Genomic DNA, 18813 nt, shown 5'->3' on the forward strand with positions numbered 1-18813 from the left:
CACCTGCCCGCCGAGGTGTTCCCCATGTCGTCCAGCCGCGCCCGCCAGACCGTGCTCCGTCCCGCCCGCCTTGCCTTCGCACTCGCGTGCGCCCTGCCGGCGGGGGTCCTCGCCCAGGACGCGGCCACGCCCGCCGCCGCGCCGCAGGAACGCGCCGCCACGCTCGACGCGGTGCAGGTCACCGCGCAGCGCCGGGTGGAGAACATCCAGGACGTGCCCGTGTCGATCACCACGCTCGATGCCGAGAAGCTCGGCGTGCTCGGCAGCGGCGGCACCGACATCCGCTTCCTGTCGGGTCGCGTGCCCAGCCTCAACATCGAATCGAGCTACGGCCGCGCGTTTCCGCGCTTCTACATCCGGGGTCTCGGCAATACCGACTTCGATCTCAATGCGTCGCAGCCGGTCTCGCTGATCTACGACGACGTCGTGCTGGAGAACCCGCTGCTGAAGGGCTTCCCGGTATTCGACATCGCCGGCGTCGAAGTGCTGCGCGGCCCGCAGGGCACGCTGTTCGGCCGCAACACGCCGGCCGGCGTGGTGAAGTTCGATTCGGTGCGCCCGAGCCAGGACTTCGAGGGCTACGGCAAGCTGGCCTACGGCAGCGACAACATGTGGAACTTCGAAGGCGCCGTCGGCGGCGCATTGACCGAGCGCTGGTCGGCGCGCGTGTCGGCGCTGTACCAGCGTCGCGACGATTCGGTGCGCAACACCCTGGCCGGTGCGCCCAACGACGGCTTCGAGGGTTACGACGAATCCGCCGCGCGCGTGCAGTTCCTGTACGAAGGCGACGGTTTCGAAGGGCTATTCAATCTGCACCGACGCGATCTCAACGGCACCGCGCGTCTGTTCCGCGCGAACCTCGTCGAGCCGGGCAGCAACCGGTTCGTGCCTGGCTTCGATCGCGATTCGGTCTCGGTCGACGGCGTCAATTTCTCCGATCTGGAAACCTGGGGCGGCAGCGCCCGCCTGCGCTGGGATTTCGGGCAGTACAGTCTGTACTCGATCACCGGCTACGAGACGCTGGAATCCTTGAACCGCGGTGACATCGACGGTGGTTACGGCGCGGCGTTCCTGCCAGATTCCGGTCCCGGTTTCATTCCGTTCGCGGCCGAGTCGGCCGACGGCATTCCCGACCACAAGCAGATCACCCAGGAAGTGCGCATCGAGTCGAATCTCGACGGCCCCTTCGACTGGCAGGCCGGCGCGTTCTGGTTCCGCGAAGAGCTGACCGTCGACAGCCTCAACTACGACTCGCTCAGCCCCGGCAATCCGCAGACCGGCCATGCCGTGCAGGAACAGCGCAATACCGCGTGGGCACTGTTCGCATCCGGCGAATACGACGTGAGCGACAAGCTCAAGCTGCGCGGCGGCCTGCGCTACACGCAGGACAAGAAGGACTTCAGCGCCAGCGTGCTGCAGACGGTGCCGTTCGGGACGCCGGTCGGCGGCCCGTTCTCCGAGAACACCGATGTCGATGACATCAGCTGGGACGCGAGCGCGGTCTACGAACTCAATGACGACGTCAACGTCTACGGCCGTGTCGCCAAGGGCTTCCGCGCCCCGTCGATCCAGGGCCGTCTCGCGTTCGGCGGCATCTCGGTCGCCGATTCGGAAGAAGTGATCTCGTACGAAGTCGGCATCAAGGCCGACCTGTGGGACCGCCGCGGCCGCATCGGCTTCAACCTGTTCCGCTACAACGTCGACGGCCAGCAGCTGATCGCCGTCGGCGGCGCGACCAACCAGGCGATCCTGCTCAACGCCGACAAGTCGATCGGGCAGGGCGCCGAACTCGATCTGCAGGCCTGGCTGACCGACACGCTGCTGGTGACCTGGGGCACGAGCTACAACGACACCGAAATCCGCGATCCGAATCTCGCGGTGGCAGTCTGCGGCGGCGGCTGCACCGTGACCGATCCCACCGTCAACGGCTTCGCCCTCGTCGACGGCAATCCGCTGCCGCAGGCACCGAAGTGGATCCACAACCTCACCGCGCGCTGGGGCGTGCCGGTCGGCGACGATGCCGAGTTCTACGTCTACACCGACTGGGCGTATCGCGGCCAGGTCAATTTCTTCCTGTACGAATCGCCGGAATTCCGCGGCCGCTCGACGCTGGAAGGCGGTCTGCGTGTCGGCACGAACTGGAACCAGGGCAACTACGATCTCGCCGTGTTCGGCCGCAACATCACCGACAGCACGCGCATCGTCGGCGGCATCGACTTCAACAACCTGACCGGCTTCATCAACGAACCGCGGACCTGGGGTGTGGAGTTCACGGCGAAGTTCTGAGGCGGTTTGCCTCAATCACGACTTCCGTAACGGAACTCGAGACTGTTGGAGCGTGCGACCAGATGACGGTTGCGCGTGAATCCTGCCCTCGTCATTCCGGCGAAAGCCGGAATCCAGTGACGTCCGCTTGCTACCCACCCTGCGCGCGGGTCAATACGAAATGTATTAGGCGCTGGATTCCGGCTTTCGCCGGAATGACGCTTCAATTGATATCCCGAGGCGCGTCGTCGGCTGCAAGTCCGGCGACTTCTGAAAACAGTTTCAAGGACCGCTATGTCTTCTGCGCCGAATCCCGCACGCGCTTCGCACGCATCGCCCCGCTGGTTCGTCCCCGGCGACATCAACGGCTTCTTCGGCCTCGTCGTCGACAATTTGTCCATCCTCGGTTTCATCGCCGCGGCGCTGGTCGGGATCTTCGGGGTGCCGGCCGACATCGTGTTCGGGCGCATGTTTCCGGGCACGGCGTTCGGCGTGCTGGTCGGCAACCTGATGTACACGTGGATGGCGCGGCGCCTCGCGCAGCGCACCGGCCGCAGCGATGTCACCGCGATGCCACTCGGCCTCGATGCGCCGACCAGCATCGGCATGGCGCTGCTGGTGCTCGGGCCCGCGTTCGTCGCGTTCCGCCAGCAAGGTCTGGACGCGAACGCCGCCGGCATTGCGACCTGGCAGCTCGGCATGGCCTCGCTGGTGGTGATGGGCGTGCTGAAACTCGTGCTGTCGTTCGCCGGCGACTGGATCACCCGAGTCGTGCCGCGTGCGGCGCTGCTGGGTTCGATCGGTGGCGCGGCGCTGATGCTGCTCGGCTTTTTGCCGTTGATCGAAACGCTGCGGTCGCCGATCGCCGGCTTCGCGACGCTGGGCCTGCTGCTCTACGTGCTGGTCGCGCGCGGCCCGGTGCCGTTCCGCCTGCCCGGCGTGCCGTTCGCCTTGCTCGTCGGCCTCGCGTTGTACTACGGACTCGGTCTCGCCGGTCTGTCGCCGGGCTTCGCTTTGCCGGAGGCCAGCTGGCCGGCGCCCGCACTGCCGTGGCCGAATCTCGGCTTCGTCGACGGTCTGCCGGCGACGCTGCCGTATCTCTCGCTGCTGCTGCCGTTCGGGCTGCTGATGGTGGTCGGCGGTATCAATGTCAGCGAGAGCGCGCGCGCGGCCGGTGACGACTACCGCACGCGCGACGTGCTGCTGGTCGAAGCGGTGTCGACGCTGGTCGCCGGCGTCTGCGGCGGCGTCGCGCAGACCACGCCCTACATCGGCCAGCCGGCCTACAAGCACATGGGCGCGCGCACCGGCTACACGCTGCTGACGGGTCTCTTCATCGGCATCGGCGGCATGCTCGGCCTGGTGTCCGGTCTGGTGCAGTGGCTGCCGGTCGCGGTGCTCGCGCCGATCATCGTCTTCGTCGGCATCGACATCACCGTGCAGGCTTTCCACAGCACGAAGCGCGAACACGCGATCGCGGTGTCGCTGGCGTTCCTGCCGGCGATCGCCTACCTGCTCAACATCAAGTTCGGCAATCCGGCGTGGATCGATCCCGAGCGCATGGCTGCGCTGTATGCGCAGGTCGTTGCGGGTCACGGCCTGCCGGAGATGGCGACGATCGTCGTACTCGGCAATGGCTTCATCATTACCGCGATGCTCTGGGCGACCGCGCTGGTCGCGCTGGTCGACAAGCGGACCGGCGTCGCGGTCGCGACGCTGCTGGCGGCCGCGGTGGCCACGCTGTTCGGCGTGATCCACTCGGTCCATCCGACCGGCGCGCTGGTGTTGCCGTGGCAACTCGACGGCCTGCGCCAGGCGATCGCGTTCAACTTCGCGGCCGCGTATGCGGTACTGGCGGCGCTGGTGGGCCTTCTGTCGCTGCAACGCCAGCGCAAGCCCGCGGTCCTCGACTGATCGAAGCGGGCGCGCAGGCGCTATCCTGCGCCGCCCGGATATGACCTGCGTGCGATGACGCCGACCCTTTACCAGAACCTGCTCGGCGCTGCGTTTTTCCGTTTGCCCGACGCCTTGCGCGCGCTGCATGGCGTGCACGGCACGGCGCGCTACAGCGGACAGGTCACTGTGGTACGTGGTACAGGGCTCTTGTCGCGGCTGTGCGCACGCCTTGCAGGCCTGCCGCGCGCGATGACCGATGCACCGGTGACGGTGGATTTCGCCAGCGGGCCGAAGGGCGAGGTCTGGTCGCGCGTGTTCGGCACGCCGCCCAAGGCCTCGCGCATGCGCTCGCGCTTGTCGCATCGCGATGGCGAACTGCGCGAGCGGCTCGGCCCGGTGCAGTTCCGCTTCGTGCTGCACACTTGGGACGGCACGATCTTCTGGAACGTCGCCGGCGCACGCCTGCTCGGCGTGGTGCCGCTGCCGGCCGCGCTGTTCCGCGACGTGCGCTGCAACGAACGCGAGATCGACGGGCGCTACGCGTTCGAGGTCGAAGCCGCGCTTCCGCTCGTCGGTCAACTGGTGCGTTACCACGGCTGGCTGCTGCCGGACGACCCCGGCGCCGCGTGACCGCGACCTTGCGGTGGCTTCGCCGATAATGGACGGCCCGTCTCAGGAACCCGTGCCATGACCGCACAGACCCTCGCCGATCTCGCCAACGTCCCCGGCGTTGCGCCGCGCGACACCGCGACCCGCGATTTCGTGTTCAACCACACCATGCTGCGGGTCAAGGACCCGGTGGCCTCGCTCGACTTCTACACCCGTGTGCTCGGCTTCACCCTGGTGCGCAAGGCCGATTTCGAACAGGCGAAGTTCTCGCTGTTCTTCCTCGCACTGGTTGACGACACCGCCGGCATCCCGGACGACGAAGACGCCCGCCGCGAATGGCTCGCGCGCCAGCCCGGCGTGCTCGAACTCACCCACAACCACGGCACCGAATCGCAGGACGGCCCGGTCTATCACGACGGCAACAGCGACCCGCGCGGCTTCGGTCATATCTGCGTGAGCGTTCCGGATGTACGCGCCGCCTGTGCGCGTTTCGAAGAGCTGGGTGTGACGTTCCAGAAGCGGCTGACCGACGGCACGATGAAGTCGATCGCCTTCATCAAGGATCCGGACGGCTACTGGGTGGAGATCATCCAGCCTGCGAAGCTCTGATGTCGTTCGCTGCTGGCGGATGACGCGTTGGCCTCTCTCCCTCCGGGAGAGGGGGAGGACCATCGGCGGATGCCGGTGGTGGGGTGAGGGCAGGGGCTTTGCCGGTAATGCATTGGTTTTTTCAGATACCGCCAAAAGCGCCCTCACCCCAACCCCTCTCCCGGAGGGAGAGGGGCTCAGAGCGCGTGAGGCTCGGCACGTCGAGATCTACCCCGATGCACAACTCGCACGCAGCGAACTGGCACCTCTCCCTCCGGGAGAGGTCGACGCACGCAGTGCGTCGGGTGAGGGCTGAACGTCAGCAGCGACGCCTACGGATTCGCGGCATCGCGAACCAGACGATCAACCTTCGCGTGCGAGAAGCGATGGGTTTCGCTTCGCAATACCCTTCCTACGAAACGCGACGGCTCAGCCCCGCGTCGCCGCCAACCGCGACAGAAAATCCTTTCGCCACGCATGGATGTCGTACTCGCGGATGCGGGTGATCATCGACTGCCAGCGCTCGCGTCTTGCCTCGCGTGGCATCGCCATCGCCGCGGCGATCGCATCGGCGACACCGTCGCTGTCGAAGGGGTTCACCAGCAGCGCGCCATCGAGTTCGCGCGCGGCACCGGCGAAGATCGACAGCACCAGCGCGCCGGGATCATCGCCATCCTGCGAGGCCACGTATTCCTTGGCGACCAGATTCATGCCGTCGCGCAGCGGAGTGACCAGCGCCATGCGCGACAGGCGGTAGAAACCGGTCAGCGCGGGATGCGGATACGTCCGGTTGACGTAGCGGACCGGTGTCCAGTCGGGCTCGGAATGCGCGCCGTTGATGTGGCCGGCGTACTGCTCCAGTTCACGGCGCAGCGTGCGGTAGCTGGCGACGCCGCCGCGCGAGACGGGCGCGATCTGCAGATACGTCATCTTGCCGCGCTGGTCGGCATGGCGTTCGAAAAAGCGCTGGATCGCGCGGAAGCGCTCCGGCAGGCCTTTCGAGTAGTCCAGCCGGTCGACGCCGATCGCCAGAGCGCGGCCGTTGAGGCTGGCATGCATGCGCTTGGTCGTCGCACTGCGCGATGCGGTCTCGGCCAGGGACTCGATCACGCCGGCGTCGATACCGATCGGGAAGGCCGCTGCGCTGAAGCGACGGCCGTCGTGATCACGCAGATCGCCCTGGCCGGCGACCTGGCCGCCGCGGAACAGGCGGATGTAATCCTGGAAGCGCTCGAGATCGCGCTCGGTCTGGAAACCGACGAGGTCGTAGGACGACAACGCACCGAACGTCTTCTCGTGATGCGGCAGGCCGGCGACGATGTCTGCCGATGGAAACGGCACGTGCAGGAAGAAACCGATGCGCGCGCGCACGCCACGCTTACGCAGCTCCTGCGCGAGCGGGAAGAGGTGATAGTCCTGCACCCAGACGATGTCGTCATCGCGCAGCTCCTTCGACAGCTTCTCGGCGAACAGCGCATTGACGCCGCGATAGGCGGCCTGGGTCAGCGCGTTGTAGTCGACGAGATCGAGTCGGAAATGCAGCAGCGGCCACAGCGTGCGGTTGGAGAAACCGTTGTAGTAGCCCTCGTAATCCTCGCGCGATAGATCGACTGTGAGGTACTCGATGCCGTCCGCCTGCTGGTGGTGCATCTCGCCCGAGTGCGCACGCGCGACCTTGCCGCTCCAGCCGAACCACAGGCCGCCGGTCTCCTTGAGCGCCGCGTCGAGCGCCGTCGCGAGGCCGCCGTTCTGGCTGGCGCCCGGCAGCGCGACACGATTGGAGACGACGACCAGGCGGCTCATGCCGCTTCCTGCCAGGACCGCGACAGGCGCATCGCCGCCATGATCAGACCGACATGCGAATACGTCTGCGGGAAGTTGCCCCAGGCCTCGCCGGTTTCGAACGACAGGTCTTCGGAGAGCAGGCCGAGATGGTTGCGGCGCGACAGCAGGGTCTCGAACAGCTGCCGCGCCTCGTGCGTGCGGCCGATCGACGCCAGCGCGTCGATGTACCAGAACGTGCAGATCGTGAAGCTGGTCTCCGGCGTGCCGAAGTCATCGGGCGTGACATAGCGGAACAGGCCGTCGCCATGGCGCAGCGACTGGCCGATCGCCTCGACCGTGCCGATGAAGCGCGGGTCTTCCGGCGTCACGAAGCCGAGATCGGCGAGCAGCAGCAGCGAGGCGTCGAGCCGGTCGCCACCGAAGGCATCGGCGAAGTGGCCGAGCTCGGCATTCCATGCTTCACCGAGAATCCGTTCGCGCATGCCCTCGGCGCGTTCGCGCCAATAGCCGATGCGGTCGTCGATGCCGAGCTGCCCGGCGATCCGCGCGAGCCGGTCGCAGGCCGCCCAGCACATCACGGCCGAGTAGGTGTGCACGTGTGCCTTGCCGCGGAATTCCCAGAGGCCGGCGTCGGGCTGATCAAAGAGCTTGAACGCAAGTTCGCCCAGCGGTTCGAGCTTGCGGAACGTCGCCTCGTCGCCGCGGTGCTCCAGCCGGCGATCGAAGAACAGTTGCGTGGACGCGAGCACCACGCTGCCGTAGGTGTCGTGCTGACGCTGCACGTAGGCGAGATTGCCGCGACGCACCGGGCCCATGCCGCGATAGCCTGCCAGCGCCGGCATCGTTTCCTCGGTGAGCGTGTGTTCGAAGCCGATGCCGTACAGCGGCTGCATGTCGCCGTCGTCGCTGACGGTGAGGTTGAAGATGTAGCGGATGTACTCCTCCATCGTGCGCGTCGCGCCGAGCCGGTTGAGCGCGCGCACCACGAACGCCGAGTCGCGCATCCAGCAATAGCGGTAGTCCCAGTTGCGCTCGGTGTCGGCGGCCTCGGGAATCGACGTGGTCATCGCCGCGATGATGCCGCCGCTGTCCTCGTACTGGCACAGCTTCAGCGTGATCGCGCTGCGGATGACGGCTTCCTGGAAGTCGAGCGGGATCGACAGGTAACGCACCCATTCGCGCCAATAATTCGTCGTGCGGTGGATCGCGTCGCGCACGAATTCCGGCAATGGCTGGGTCACGGTCTCGTCGGGGCCGAGCAGGAAGTGCAGGTCGCGATCGAGCACGAACGGCAGGCCGTCGCGCAGCAGGCGGATCGGCAGATCGGTGGTCGCGCGCAGCGTGAAACCGGGCAGCACGTAGCGGATGTGGTTGCTGCCCCAGGTGCTGTCGGGCACGCGCGCGCCCCAGTCGGCCAGCGGACGCAACAGCACGCGGATACGCGGGCTGCCCGAGAGCAGACGCACGCGTCGCATCAGCATCACCGGACGGTAGAAGCGGTCGTGCTGGCGCCAGCGCGGCGCGAAATCGGTGATCTCAAGCGACGCGCCATGGCGGTCGTACAGCACGGTGCGCAGGATCGCAGTGTTCTCGACGTAGCTTTGCTCGCTGCGTTCGAAGTCGTCGAGTTCGATCGACCAGTCGCCGTGACCGTCCTTCGGCGACAGCAGCGCGCAGAACGCGGGATCGCCATCGAACGCCGGCAGGCAGGACCACACCAGACGCGCATTGCGGTCGAACAGCGCACCGAAGCTGCCGTTGCCGACGAGGCCGAGATCGAGGCTGGGAGCGAGCGGTTGGGTCATCGGGAACTCTCCGGATTCGGGTCTGCAGGCACGCCGAGCCACGCGTGGATCGCAGCGGGATCGGGCAGACGGAAACGGGCGGCACTGCCGGCGCGATCGCCGACCAGCACGCTGATGCCGCCATGGGCGTTGACGGCCGAGAAGCCGGGCTCGTCGGTGAGATCGTCGCCGGCGAACACCGGCACGCGACCTTTGAACGGCGCTTCATCGAGGAACGCGAGAATCGCGCTGCCCTTGTCGGCGTGGCGCGGGCGCAGTTCGATGACGTGGTCGCCAGGCTGCAACTGGTAGTCGGGCAATCCACTGAGCGCACCGGCCGCGAATGCGCGCAGCGCGAGTTCGGCCGCGGCCTTGCGCTCGGGCGCGACCATCCGCCAGTGCAGACCGAGCGCCGCGCCTTTGTCTTCGACCAGCGCGCCGGGATGCGCGTCGATCAGCGCGATCGCCGCGTCGCGTGCGCGCACCAGCGCGGGCGGCACGTCGCCGGCGGTGCCGGTGTGGCCGAGACGTCGTCGCTCCACGCCATGCAGGCCGGCAGCCGCGAACATCTGCGGCGCGAACAACTGGTCGAGCGTGGCGAGGTTGCGACCGCTGACCAGCGCCAGCGCGCCACCCAGTGCCTGCTGCAACACCGTCAGTCGTGCAAGCAGCGCAGATGGAACTTCGACCGCGTCAGGGCGCGGCGCGAACGGCAACAGGCAGCCGTCGACATCGAGAAACAACGCCGCGTTCGCCGGCAGCGTGGGCGGCGGGGGCAGCGCGGTCGCGGCCGGCGTCAGGAAGGGTGGGGTGGCTTCCGGTGATTGGCGCATTGCAGCATCATGGCCACGCGTCCGGAAAACCGATGTGAACCCTGCCAGCCCACACGCGTCATCCACTGCACCGCACGATGGCCCCATCGTCGTGTTCGACGGCGTCTGCGCGCTGTGCAGCGGGTGGGTGCACTTCCTGCTGCGCCATGATCACCGTGCCGGTTTCCGCTTTGCCGCGATGCAGGACCGCGTGGGCCGCGACCTGCTGGTCGCGCACGGAATCGATCCGGACGATCCGGTCTCGTTCCTGCTGGTCGACGGCGATGCCGGCTGGCACGACAGCGATGGCGTGATCGAAGTGCTGCGGCGGCTTGGTGGCGTGTGGCGCGTTGCGGGTGCTCTGCGCGTCGTGCCGCGCGCGTTGCGCGATCCGGCCTATCGCCTGCTTGCGCGCAACCGGTATCGCATGTTCGGCCGTCGGGAGACGTGTATGGTGCCGCCTGCTGAAGTGCGGGCACGGTTTCTGTAGGCCAAGGCTGCTGGAACCTGTCAGACCAGGCTGGCGGGACTGCCGCATCATCGTCTGCTCGCGGCGGAAGTCGGGTAGTGCATGCGTGATCAGTACGGCAACCACGCACTTGCATAGGGCCCTCCGCAGGCCGCGGCACGCGCGTGGTTAATCGTGTCGTCGGGCAGCCCGCCACCCGAGCCGCCACCCAGCGTGACGCGATCGCCGTCGAAGGCCGTGCGCCCTTCGGAATCCATGACACCCCGGCGTCCATCGCGCACGACCGCCACATAGTCATGCGGCCAGATCAGAGTGGTCCCGCCGTCGCGTTGCTGCGGGGTCACGATCCGGAAACAACCGTCGCGCCAGACGAGTCGCCCGGTCTTCGAACCCGTCAGGTAGATCACGTCCATGCCGGCTGATGGCGGCGCAGACCGGATCAGGCCTTCCGGATCCGTTGCTCCATCGGGTCCATGCGCGCAGGCGCCGACCAGAACCAGGAGCGAGAGCAGCACTGCATGTCTCGCCGTCGTCTGCCATCCCCGTCGCATTGAACATCCTCCATGTCGGCGCATTGCGAGTTGCCTCAGGCGTCGTCTGTAATCCCACCATCCAGCTCCGGGTAATGCCGGAAGATCCCGTTGGTGTTGAACGCCAGCCGGCGCTCCGATGCGAGATACGCGGCGATGTTGGGCCGCGCCGCAATCCGCGCTTCCAGCGCACGCAGCTGTGGAATCTTCGGTGCAAGCGCCTGCATCGCGTTCGGATACGCGTAGTCGAGCCCGCGCACGATCTGGAACAGCGACAGGTCGACATACGAATGCGCACCCAGCGCATGCCCGTTGCCGCGATCGACCACCTGTTCGAAGTAGCCAAGAAACTTCGGCAACCGATGCTGGCGCAGATCAGCCGCGCGTCGCTTTGCGGGGTCCTTCTGGTCTTCGTAGTACTCCGCGCTGGCGATCGGGTGGTGGCTGTCGTGGATCTCGGTCACGAAGTCGGCGATCGTGAGCTGCAGTTGCAGCGCCTGCAGCCGCGCGGCTTCGCCTTCGGGCACGAGGTCCAGCCGGGGGCCGAGGAAGTGCAGGATATTGGCGACCTGGGCGACGACGAGATCGCCCGATGTCAGGAAGGGCGGCGCGAACGGGTGGGCGCCCTTGCGGTCGCCTTCGAGGAAGGGCTGCATCGCGTCGTCGCCGTCCACCCGGGCCACGTCGGTGTAGTCGGCGCCGGCGTCCTCCAGCGCGAGCCGCACGAACTCGCCGCGGCCCTGGATGCCGGTCCAGTAATAGAGCTGGTAGGTCATGCGCGGCTCCACGAGAGGAAAGGCAGCCACCGTAGGGCCGCCCGCGCAAGCAGCGGGTGAGGGCGGCGGCAGGATTCCGTCAAGGCCGGGACGCCGGCCCGGCCCCGACCCGCTTGCAACACGCCGCTTCGACCGCATCTGTTGGACATTGCCGGCGCTGCCGGCCCCGATCTCCCGAGGATTTCCCGATGCGGATGGACAAGCTCACCTCGCGGTTCCAGCAGGCGCTGAGCGACGCACAGTCGCTGGCCGTGGGCCGCGATCACAATTTCATCGAACCGGTGCATCTGTTGCTGGCGCTGCTCGACCAGCAGGGCGGCGGCACGCGGCCGCTGCTCGGCCAGGCCGGCGTCAATGTGCCGGTGCTGCGCGAGCGCCTCACCGAAGCAATGGACCGGTTGCCCAAGGTCACCGGCCAGGCCGGACAGCTGTCGGTCGGCAACGATCTGTCGCGCCTGCTCAACGTGACCGACAAGCTGGCCCAGCAGCGCGGCGATGCGTTCATCGCCTCCGAACTGTTCGTGCTGGCGGCGCTCGATGACAGCGGCGACGCCGGCAAGGCGCTCAAGGCGGCCGGCGCCGACAAGGCGCGGCTCGAGACCGCGATCACCAAGGTGCGCGGCGGCGAGAGCGTCAAGGACGAGAACGCCGAAGACGCGCGTCAGGCGCTGGAGAAATACACGATCGATCTGACCGCGCGCGCCGAGAGCGGCAAGCTCGATCCGGTGGTCGGTCGCGACGAGGAGATCCGTCGCACGATCCAGGTGCTGCAGCGCAGGACCAAGAACAATCCCGTGCTGATCGGCGAACCGGGCGTGGGCAAAACTGCGATCGTCGAAGGCCTGGCCCAGCGCATCATCAATAACGAGGTCCCCGAAGGCCTGCGCGGCAAGCGCGTGCTCTCCTTGGACATGGGCGCGCTGATCGCCGGTGCGAAGTACCGCGGCGAATTCGAGGAGCGCCTCAAGGGCGTGCTCAACGATCTGTCGAAGAACGAAGGCCAGATCATCCTCTTCATCGACGAGCTGCACACGATGGTCGGCGCCGGCAAAGCCGAAGGTTCGATGGATGCCGGCAACATGCTCAAACCCGCGCTCGCACGCGGCGAACTGCATTGCATCGGCGCGACCACGCTCGACGAGTACCGCAAGTACGTCGAGAAGGATGCCGCGCTGGAGCGTCGCTTCCAGAAGGTGTTCGTCGGCGAGCCGAGCGTGGAAGACACGATCGCGATCCTGCGCGGCCTCAAGGAACGCTACGCGGTGCACCACGGTGTGGAGATCACCGATCCGGCGATCGTCGCCGCGGCCACGTTGTCGAACCGCTACATCGCCGACCGCCAGCTGCCCGACAAGGCCATCGACCTGATGGACGAGGCGGCGTCGCGTATCCGCATGGAAATCGACTCCAAGCCCGAGGAGCTCGACCGCAAGGAACGCCGGCTGATCCAGCTCAAGATCCAGCGCGAGGCGCTGAAGAAGGAGAAGGACGCCGAATCGAAGCAGCGCCTGGCGGATCTGCTGGAAGAGATCGACACGCTGGAGCGTGCGTACAACGATCTGGAAGAAATCTGGAAGGCCGAGAAGGCCACGGTGCAGGTCGCGACCAAGATCAAGGAACAGATCGAAAGCGCGAAGCACGATCTCGAGGCTGCGCAGCGCACGCAGGACTACACGCGCATGAGCGAGATCCAGTACGGCAGGCTGCCTGCGCTGGAAAAGCAGCTGCAGGCCGCGCAGGAAGCCGAAACCCAGGGCTTCACGCTGCTGCAGGACAAGGTGACGGCGGAAGAAATCGCCCAGGTCGTCGCGCGCTGGACCGGCATTCCGGTCAGCAAGATGCTCGAGGACGAGCGCGAGAAATTGCTGGCGATGGAATCGCAGCTGCACACGCGCGTGATCGGCCAGGAAGAAGCGATCAAGGTCGTGTCCGACTCGGTGCGCCGCTCGCGCGCCGGACTCAGCGATCCTGATCGTCCGACCGGCTCGTTCCTGTTCCTGGGCCCGACCGGTGTCGGCAAAACCGAGCTGTGCAAGGCACTGGCGGAATTCCTGTTCGACAGCCAGGACGCGATGGTGCGCATCGACATGAGCGAGTTCATGGAGAAGCACTCGGTCGCGCGCCTGATCGGTGCGCCTCCGGGCTACGTCGGCTACGAGGAAGGCGGCTATCTGACCGAAGCCGTGCGCCGTCGTCCGTACAGCGTGATCCTGCTCGACGAGGTGGAGAAGGCGCATCCGGATGTCTTCAATATCCTGCTGCAGGTGCTCGACGACGGCCGTCTGACCGACGGGCAGGGCCGCACGGTCGACTTCCGCAATGTCGTCATCGTGATGACCTCGAATCTCGGCTCGCACCAGATCCAGGAGATGAGCGAGCGCGGCACCGATGCCGACAGCGCCGAGGGCTACACGCAGATGAAGGCGGCGGTGATGGGCGTGGTGCAGGCGCATTTCCGCCCGGAGTTCATCAACCGGCTGGACGACATCGTCGTATTCCATCCGCTGCAGAAGGCGCAGATCCGCGAGATCGCGAAGATCCAGCTGCGTGGCCTCGACAAGCGTCTGGCCGAGCGCGGGCTGCGCATCGAAGTCTCGGATGCCGCGTTCGATCTGCTCGGCAATGTCGGCTTCGATCCTGTCTATGGCGCGCGTCCGCTCAAGCGCGCGATCCAGCAGCAGCTGGAGAATCCGCTGGCGCAGCGCATCCTGTCGGGCGCGTTCGTCAGCGGCGACACCATCAAGGTCGATGCCGCCGGCGGGCAGCTGGCGTTCGAGCAGGGCTGACACCCGCCGCAATGACGCCGGTCCACCGCAGTCGAGGTGGCCGGCGTCGCGATGCGATCGCGTGATCAGAAGCACAGCGCCTTGACGCATGCTCACGCGGCGGCTGCCACGATGACGTTCGTTCGCGGCCCGAGGCACGTCCATGCGCATCCTGATCACCGGCGGCAGCGGCTTCATCGGCAGCGCGCTGACTGCCCGTCTGCAACGCGACGGTGCGCACGTCACCTGGCTGTCGCGGCGCGCGTCCACGCCGTCGCCCGAAGGCGTCGAAGTGCGCGACTACGCCTCGCTGTGGGCCGACGATCGTTTCGATGCGGTGGTGAATCTCGCCGGCGCGGGCATCGCCGACGCGCGGTGGACCGCGTCGCGCAAGCAGACGCTGCGCGACAGCCGGCTGATTCCGACCGGCGTGCTGACGGACTGGATCCGCTCGGTGCACACGCCGCCGAAAGTTCTGCTCAGCGGTTCGGCGATCGGCTGGTACGGCGCGCAGGGCGATGCGCCACTGGACGAAGACAGCGCGCCGCACGACGAATTCCAGCATCGCCTGTGCGCCGACTGGGAAGACGCCGCGCGTGCGGCCGAGGACCGCGTGCCGGTGGTGCTGTTGCGCACCGGCGTCGTACTGCATCCGGCCGGCGGCATGCTGCAGCGCCTGCGGATGCCGTTCCAGTTCGGACTCGGTGCGCGTCTGGGCGATGGTCGTCAGGTGCTGAGCTGGATCGCGCGCGAGGACTGGATCGATGCGGCCGTGTCGCTGCTGCGCGCGCATCTCGATGGCGCAGCCGATGCGCCGACCGGCGCCTTCAATCTCACCGCGCCCGAACCGGTCGCCAATACGCGGTTTACCCGCGCACTGGCCGATGCGCTGCGGCGTCCTGCGCTGCTGGCAGTGCCGGCGAAGGCGCTCGAACTCGGTTTGGGCGAAATGGCGACGCTGCTCGTCGACGGCCAGTGCGTGCTGCCCACGCGACTGCAGCAGCGTGGGCACGCGTTCGCCTGGCCGACGCTGGAGCCGTATCTGGAATCCGCGCTGCGCTGATTTGCATTGCGCCGAGGCCGCGCTGCGCAAGATCGGGTACGCGCGCCGGTCGCCGGAACCGGATACTCGCGGCAAGCCCATCGCGAGTGCCCCCATGAAAGCAGACACCCGGACCCGTCTCGCACCGCGCATCGCCGCCGTCGCCGGGCACCTGCAGGACATCGTCGCCGAGGGCACGGCGCTGCCGCCGCTGGAGACGCTCGCGCGCCAGGCCAGCCTGTCGCCGTTCCACTTCCATCGCGTGTGGCGCGCGGCGACCGGCGAAACGCTGGGCCGCACCCTGACGCGACTGCGCCTGTCGCGCGCGCTGCAGTTGCTGGCCGCAGGCGAGACGGTCACACAGGCCGCGCTCGCGGTCGGTTATGCCAGTCCGCAGGCATTGGCCCGCACGTTCCGGCAGACGCTCGACGTCACGCCTGCAGAGTTGCGCGGCCGGATGGCACAGGCGACTGCGTTGCTGGATCGGCTGCAACCGCCCTCGCCGCAGACGTTCGAGCCGCCGGCCGTGGAGCTGGTCGAGATCGCACCGTTCGACGTCGTGGCGCTGCGTGCGCGCGGCGCGTTCGATGATCTCGATGACGCCTTCGGCCGTCTGTTCGGCTGGGCCGAAACGGCCGGTCTGGTGGACGGCATCGAAGCGCTGATCGGCGTGCCATTGGGCGATCACCGCGACCTGCCGCCGCACGCGCTGCAGTTCGATGCCGCGGTGCGGCTGTCGATTCCGGCGAGTGTGTCGCGGCCGCTGCGCAGGCTGACGATCGGCGGTGGTCGCCACGCACGCGTGCGCCACGTCGGCGCATATTCGGGTCTGGAAGACATGACCGATCGCCTGCTGTCGCAGTGGTGGCCGGCGAGCGGCGAGCGCCTGCGCGACGCGCCATTGCATTACCACTTCCTCGACGATCCCGAGCAGGTGGCAGAAGCCGATCTTCGCGCCGACATCCTGTTGCCGTTGGACGACTGAGGCGCGGCGCTCAGCGCGCGAGGACGTGCATTGCATCGTCCGGCGTCTGCTGCAGACGCGCGCGCAAGTGCGCCATGCCGACGGTCGCAGTCAGTGGCCAGTGCGCTGTCGCGCGCGATGACAGCGGCGTCGCCTGCGGATTGATGTCGAGCATCGGCGTGCCGGCGCGCAGTGCGCGTTCGGGCAGGCCGGCGGCCGGCCACACCAGTGACGAGGTGCCGACGACGACCAGCAGATCGCAGGCGTCGACAGCCGCTTCGGCCGCGTCCCAGGCGTCGGCCGGCAATGATTCGCCGAACCACACGACATCGGGGCGGAACGCTGCGCCGCAGACCGTGCACGCAGGCGGCGTTTCGCGCGTGCCGCCTTCGGGTGGCGACGGCGCCGCGAGAATTGGATCAGGCGTGATGCGCGCACCACAGCCGTTGCAGCGCGAGGCGAGCAGCCGGCCATGCAGATGCAGCACGTCGCGCGCGCCGCCGCGTTCGTGCAGATCGTCGACGTTCTGGGTGACGACGGTCAGCGCGTGACCGTCGCGGGCGAGCGCAGCGACATCAACGTGCGCGGCATTCGGCGCGGCTGCGGCCACCATCGCCGCGCGCCAGCGGTACCAGCCCCAGACGAGCGCGGGATCGGCGCGGAACGCATCTTCGGTCGCCAGGCGCTCGGCGTCGAAGCGCGCCCACAGGCCGGTCAGCGCATCGCGAAACGTCGGAATACCGCTCTCGGCCGAGATGCCGGCACCGCTGAGCACGACCAGGCGCATCGTCAGCCCGGCTGTGGCGCCTCGACCGGCACCGATCCCGGACGCACCGGGCGGAACGGCGGCGTCGACATCACCATCTCCGCCAGCGAATACGCCAGCTCGCGTTCGGCCAGCACCGCGCCGTCGGCGCCGTGCTGCAGCAGATGCTTGACCTCGCCGTCGCTGTGCGCGCGGGCGAGCACGGTGAGCGCGGGGTTGACCGCCTTCATGCGTTCGATCGCCTCGCCGGCTTCCAGCGCCTGCGGAATCGCGAAGATCGCCAGCGCCGCGCGATCGGGCGCGGCGTCGAGCATCACCGGCTCCGATGCGATGTTGCCGCGCACGACGGTGAAGCCACGCTCGCGGCCGCGGCGCACGAGCTCGTTGTCGTCCTCGACGACGACCAGCGGCACGCCGCGCTGCTTGAGCAAATCGGCCAACTGGCGCCCGACGCGGCCGTAGCCGACGAGGATCGCGTGGCCGTGGAGGTCGTCCGGCACGCCGTGCTCGGGCGGCAGCGGCGCTTCGTGCGCGGCCGACGCAGCACGCGCGGCGAGTTCCTGCTTCGCCTGCCAGCGATCGAGCCAGCCGAACAGCAGCGGATTGACCACGATCGACAGCAGCGCGCCGGCCAGCACCAGATCGCGCCCGGTTTCGGGCAGCAGCTTCAGCGCGACGCCGAGGCCGACGAGGATGAAAGAGAACTCGCCGATCTGCGCGAGGCTGGTCGAGATCGTCAGGGCCGTCGAACGCGGATGCTTGAACAGCCGCACGATGTAATACGCGGCGATCGACTTGCCGACCACGATGATCAGGAACGTCGCCAGCACCTGCCAGGGATGCTCGACGAGGATCATCGGGTTGAACAGCATGCCCACCGAGACGAAGAACAGCACCGCGAACGCGTCTCGAAGGGGGAGCGAATCGTTCGCGGCCTCGTGGCTGAACTCCGATTCGTTGAGCACCATGCCGGCGAAGAATGCGCCCAGCGCGAACGACACGCCGAACAGCGCGGATGCGCCGAAAGCCACGCCGAGCGCGATCGCCAGCACCGACAGGGTGAACAGTTCGCGCTGGCCGGTGCCGGCGATGCGCTCGAGCACCCACGGAATCACCCGGCGGCCGACCAGCAGCATCACCGCGACGAACGCGCTGACCTTGACCAGCGTCCACAGGATCATCAGCGTGATCGCGCCGGCGCCCGGCGGCGTGTCGCCACCGCGATCGGTGTAGATGTCGGCCAGCACCGGCAGCAGCACCAGCGCCAGCACCATCACCAGATCCTCGACGATCAGCCAGCCGACCGCGATCTTGCCGCGCCGCGTGTCCAGCAGTCGCCGCTCTTCCATCGCGCGCAGCAGCACCACGGTACTGGCGACCGAGAGCGCGAGACCGAACACGAAGCCGCTGACCATCGGCCAGCCCATCAGCCACGCCAGTACCCAGCCGAGCACGGTGGCGACGGTGATCTGCGCGATGGCGCCGGGAATCGCGATGGACTTCACGTCCATCAGGTCTTTGAGCGAGAAGTGCAGGCCGACGCCGAACATCAGCAGCATCACGCCGATCTCGGCGAGCTGGTTGGCGAGATCCTGGTCGGCGACGAAGCCGGGGGTGAACGGTCCGACGATGATGCCCGCAACGAGATAGCCCACCAGCGGCGAGAGCCGCAACTTGTTGGCGAGCGCACCGAACACGAAGGCCATGCCGAGGCCGACGGCGACGATGTTGATCAGGTCGGTGTTATGCGGCATCGAGACTT

General features: G+C 67.6%; 15 protein-coding genes. 8 read left to right on the forward strand and 7 right to left on the reverse strand.

The features are described 5' to 3' along the window. Positions 1–15: 15 nt before the first annotated feature. From LU699_RS12395 to gloA, 4 genes are all read left to right on the forward strand, one after another. The gene (locus tag LU699_RS12395; RefSeq protein WP_232138258.1) at positions 16–2286 is read left to right on the forward strand and encodes a TonB-dependent receptor; all 2271 of its coding nucleotides are present in this window, start codon (positions 16–18) and stop codon (positions 2284–2286) included. A gap of 273 nt (positions 2287–2559) precedes the next feature. Next, positions 2560–4179: a SulP family inorganic anion transporter gene (locus tag LU699_RS12400; RefSeq protein WP_232138256.1), complete on the forward strand. Its 1620-nt coding sequence runs from the start codon at positions 2560–2562 to the stop codon at positions 4177–4179. Between the two features lie 54 nt (positions 4180–4233). Further along, positions 4234–4791, forward strand: a complete 558-nt coding sequence (locus LU699_RS12405; RefSeq protein ID WP_232580186.1) for a DUF4166 domain-containing protein — start codon at positions 4234–4236, stop codon at positions 4789–4791. Between the two features lie 57 nt (positions 4792–4848). After that, positions 4849–5379, forward strand: coding sequence for a lactoylglutathione lyase (gloA, locus tag LU699_RS12410; protein WP_232138252.1), 531 nt, complete (start codon positions 4849–4851; stop codon positions 5377–5379). Positions 5380–5787: 408 nt separating this feature from the next. On the opposite strand, the gene LU699_RS12415 is transcribed toward gloA, so the two are convergent. The 3 genes from LU699_RS12415 to otsB are packed head-to-tail and all read right to left on the reverse strand — an operon-like array spanning position 5788 to position 9760. Continuing rightward, positions 5788–7161, reverse strand: a complete 1374-nt coding sequence (locus LU699_RS12415; RefSeq protein ID WP_232138250.1) for an alpha,alpha-trehalose-phosphate synthase (UDP-forming) — start codon at positions 7159–7161, stop codon at positions 5788–5790. Further along, complete coding sequence (locus LU699_RS12420; protein WP_232138248.1) at positions 7158–8948, reverse strand: glycoside hydrolase family 15 protein; 1791 nt, start codon at positions 8946–8948, stop codon at positions 7158–7160. The genes LU699_RS12415 and LU699_RS12420 overlap by 4 nt, the downstream gene beginning before the upstream one ends. After that, positions 8945–9760: a trehalose-phosphatase gene (gene otsB, locus LU699_RS12425; protein ID WP_232138246.1), complete on the reverse strand. Its 816-nt coding sequence runs from the start codon at positions 9758–9760 to the stop codon at positions 8945–8947. The genes LU699_RS12420 and otsB overlap by 4 nt, the downstream gene beginning before the upstream one ends. Before the next feature lie 34 nt (positions 9761–9794). Between otsB and LU699_RS12430 the strand changes: the two genes are divergently transcribed. Beyond that, positions 9795–10229, forward strand: coding sequence for a thiol-disulfide oxidoreductase DCC family protein (locus LU699_RS12430; RefSeq protein WP_232138245.1), 435 nt, complete (start codon positions 9795–9797; stop codon positions 10227–10229). Between the two features lie 89 nt (positions 10230–10318). Here LU699_RS12430 and LU699_RS12435 read toward each other — a convergent pair whose 3' ends face one another. Together LU699_RS12435 and LU699_RS12440 are read right to left on the reverse strand one after the other, a co-directional pair. Further along, positions 10319–10723, reverse strand: coding sequence for a hypothetical protein (locus LU699_RS12435; protein ID WP_232580187.1), 405 nt, complete (start codon positions 10721–10723; stop codon positions 10319–10321). Between the two features lie 71 nt (positions 10724–10794). Then, complete coding sequence (locus LU699_RS12440) at positions 10795–11514, reverse strand: glutathione S-transferase (RefSeq protein WP_232138243.1); 720 nt, start codon at positions 11512–11514, stop codon at positions 10795–10797. Positions 11515–11702: 188 nt separating this feature from the next. Here LU699_RS12440 and clpB point away from each other — a divergent pair, with 188 nt between their 5' ends. From clpB to LU699_RS12455, 3 genes are all read left to right on the forward strand, one after another. Beyond that, entirely contained in the window at positions 11703–14300 is a 2598-nt protein-coding gene (gene clpB, locus LU699_RS12445) for an ATP-dependent chaperone ClpB (protein ID WP_232138242.1), read from the forward strand. A 142-nt stretch (positions 14301–14442) separates the two neighbouring features. After that, positions 14443–15342: a TIGR01777 family oxidoreductase gene (locus tag LU699_RS12450; protein ID WP_232138241.1), complete on the forward strand. Its 900-nt coding sequence runs from the start codon at positions 14443–14445 to the stop codon at positions 15340–15342. Positions 15343–15436: 94 nt separating this feature from the next. Further along, positions 15437–16306 carry an AraC family transcriptional regulator gene (locus LU699_RS12455; protein ID WP_232138240.1) on the forward strand — a complete coding sequence of 290 codons (870 nt, stop codon included), beginning with the start codon at positions 15437–15439 and terminating at the stop codon, positions 16304–16306. A gap of 10 nt (positions 16307–16316) precedes the next feature. On the opposite strand, the gene LU699_RS12460 is transcribed toward LU699_RS12455, so the two are convergent. Both LU699_RS12460 and ybaL read right to left on the reverse strand, forming a co-directional pair. Continuing rightward, positions 16317–17072 (reverse strand): SIR2 family NAD-dependent protein deacylase, encoded by a 756-nt coding sequence (locus LU699_RS12460; protein ID WP_232138239.1) that lies wholly within the window; start codon positions 17070–17072, stop codon positions 16317–16319. A gap of 2 nt (positions 17073–17074) precedes the next feature. Continuing rightward, on the reverse strand, positions 17075–18805 hold the full coding sequence (gene ybaL, locus LU699_RS12465; RefSeq protein ID WP_232138238.1) for a YbaL family putative K(+) efflux transporter: 1731 nt from the start codon (positions 18803–18805) through the stop codon (positions 17075–17077). Positions 18806–18813: the final 8 nt, after the last annotated feature.

Origin of the sequence: Luteimonas fraxinea, from assembly GCF_021233355.1 — a bacterium.
In the GTDB taxonomy this organism is placed as follows: Bacteria; Pseudomonadota; Gammaproteobacteria; order Xanthomonadales; family Xanthomonadaceae; genus Luteimonas; species Luteimonas fraxinea.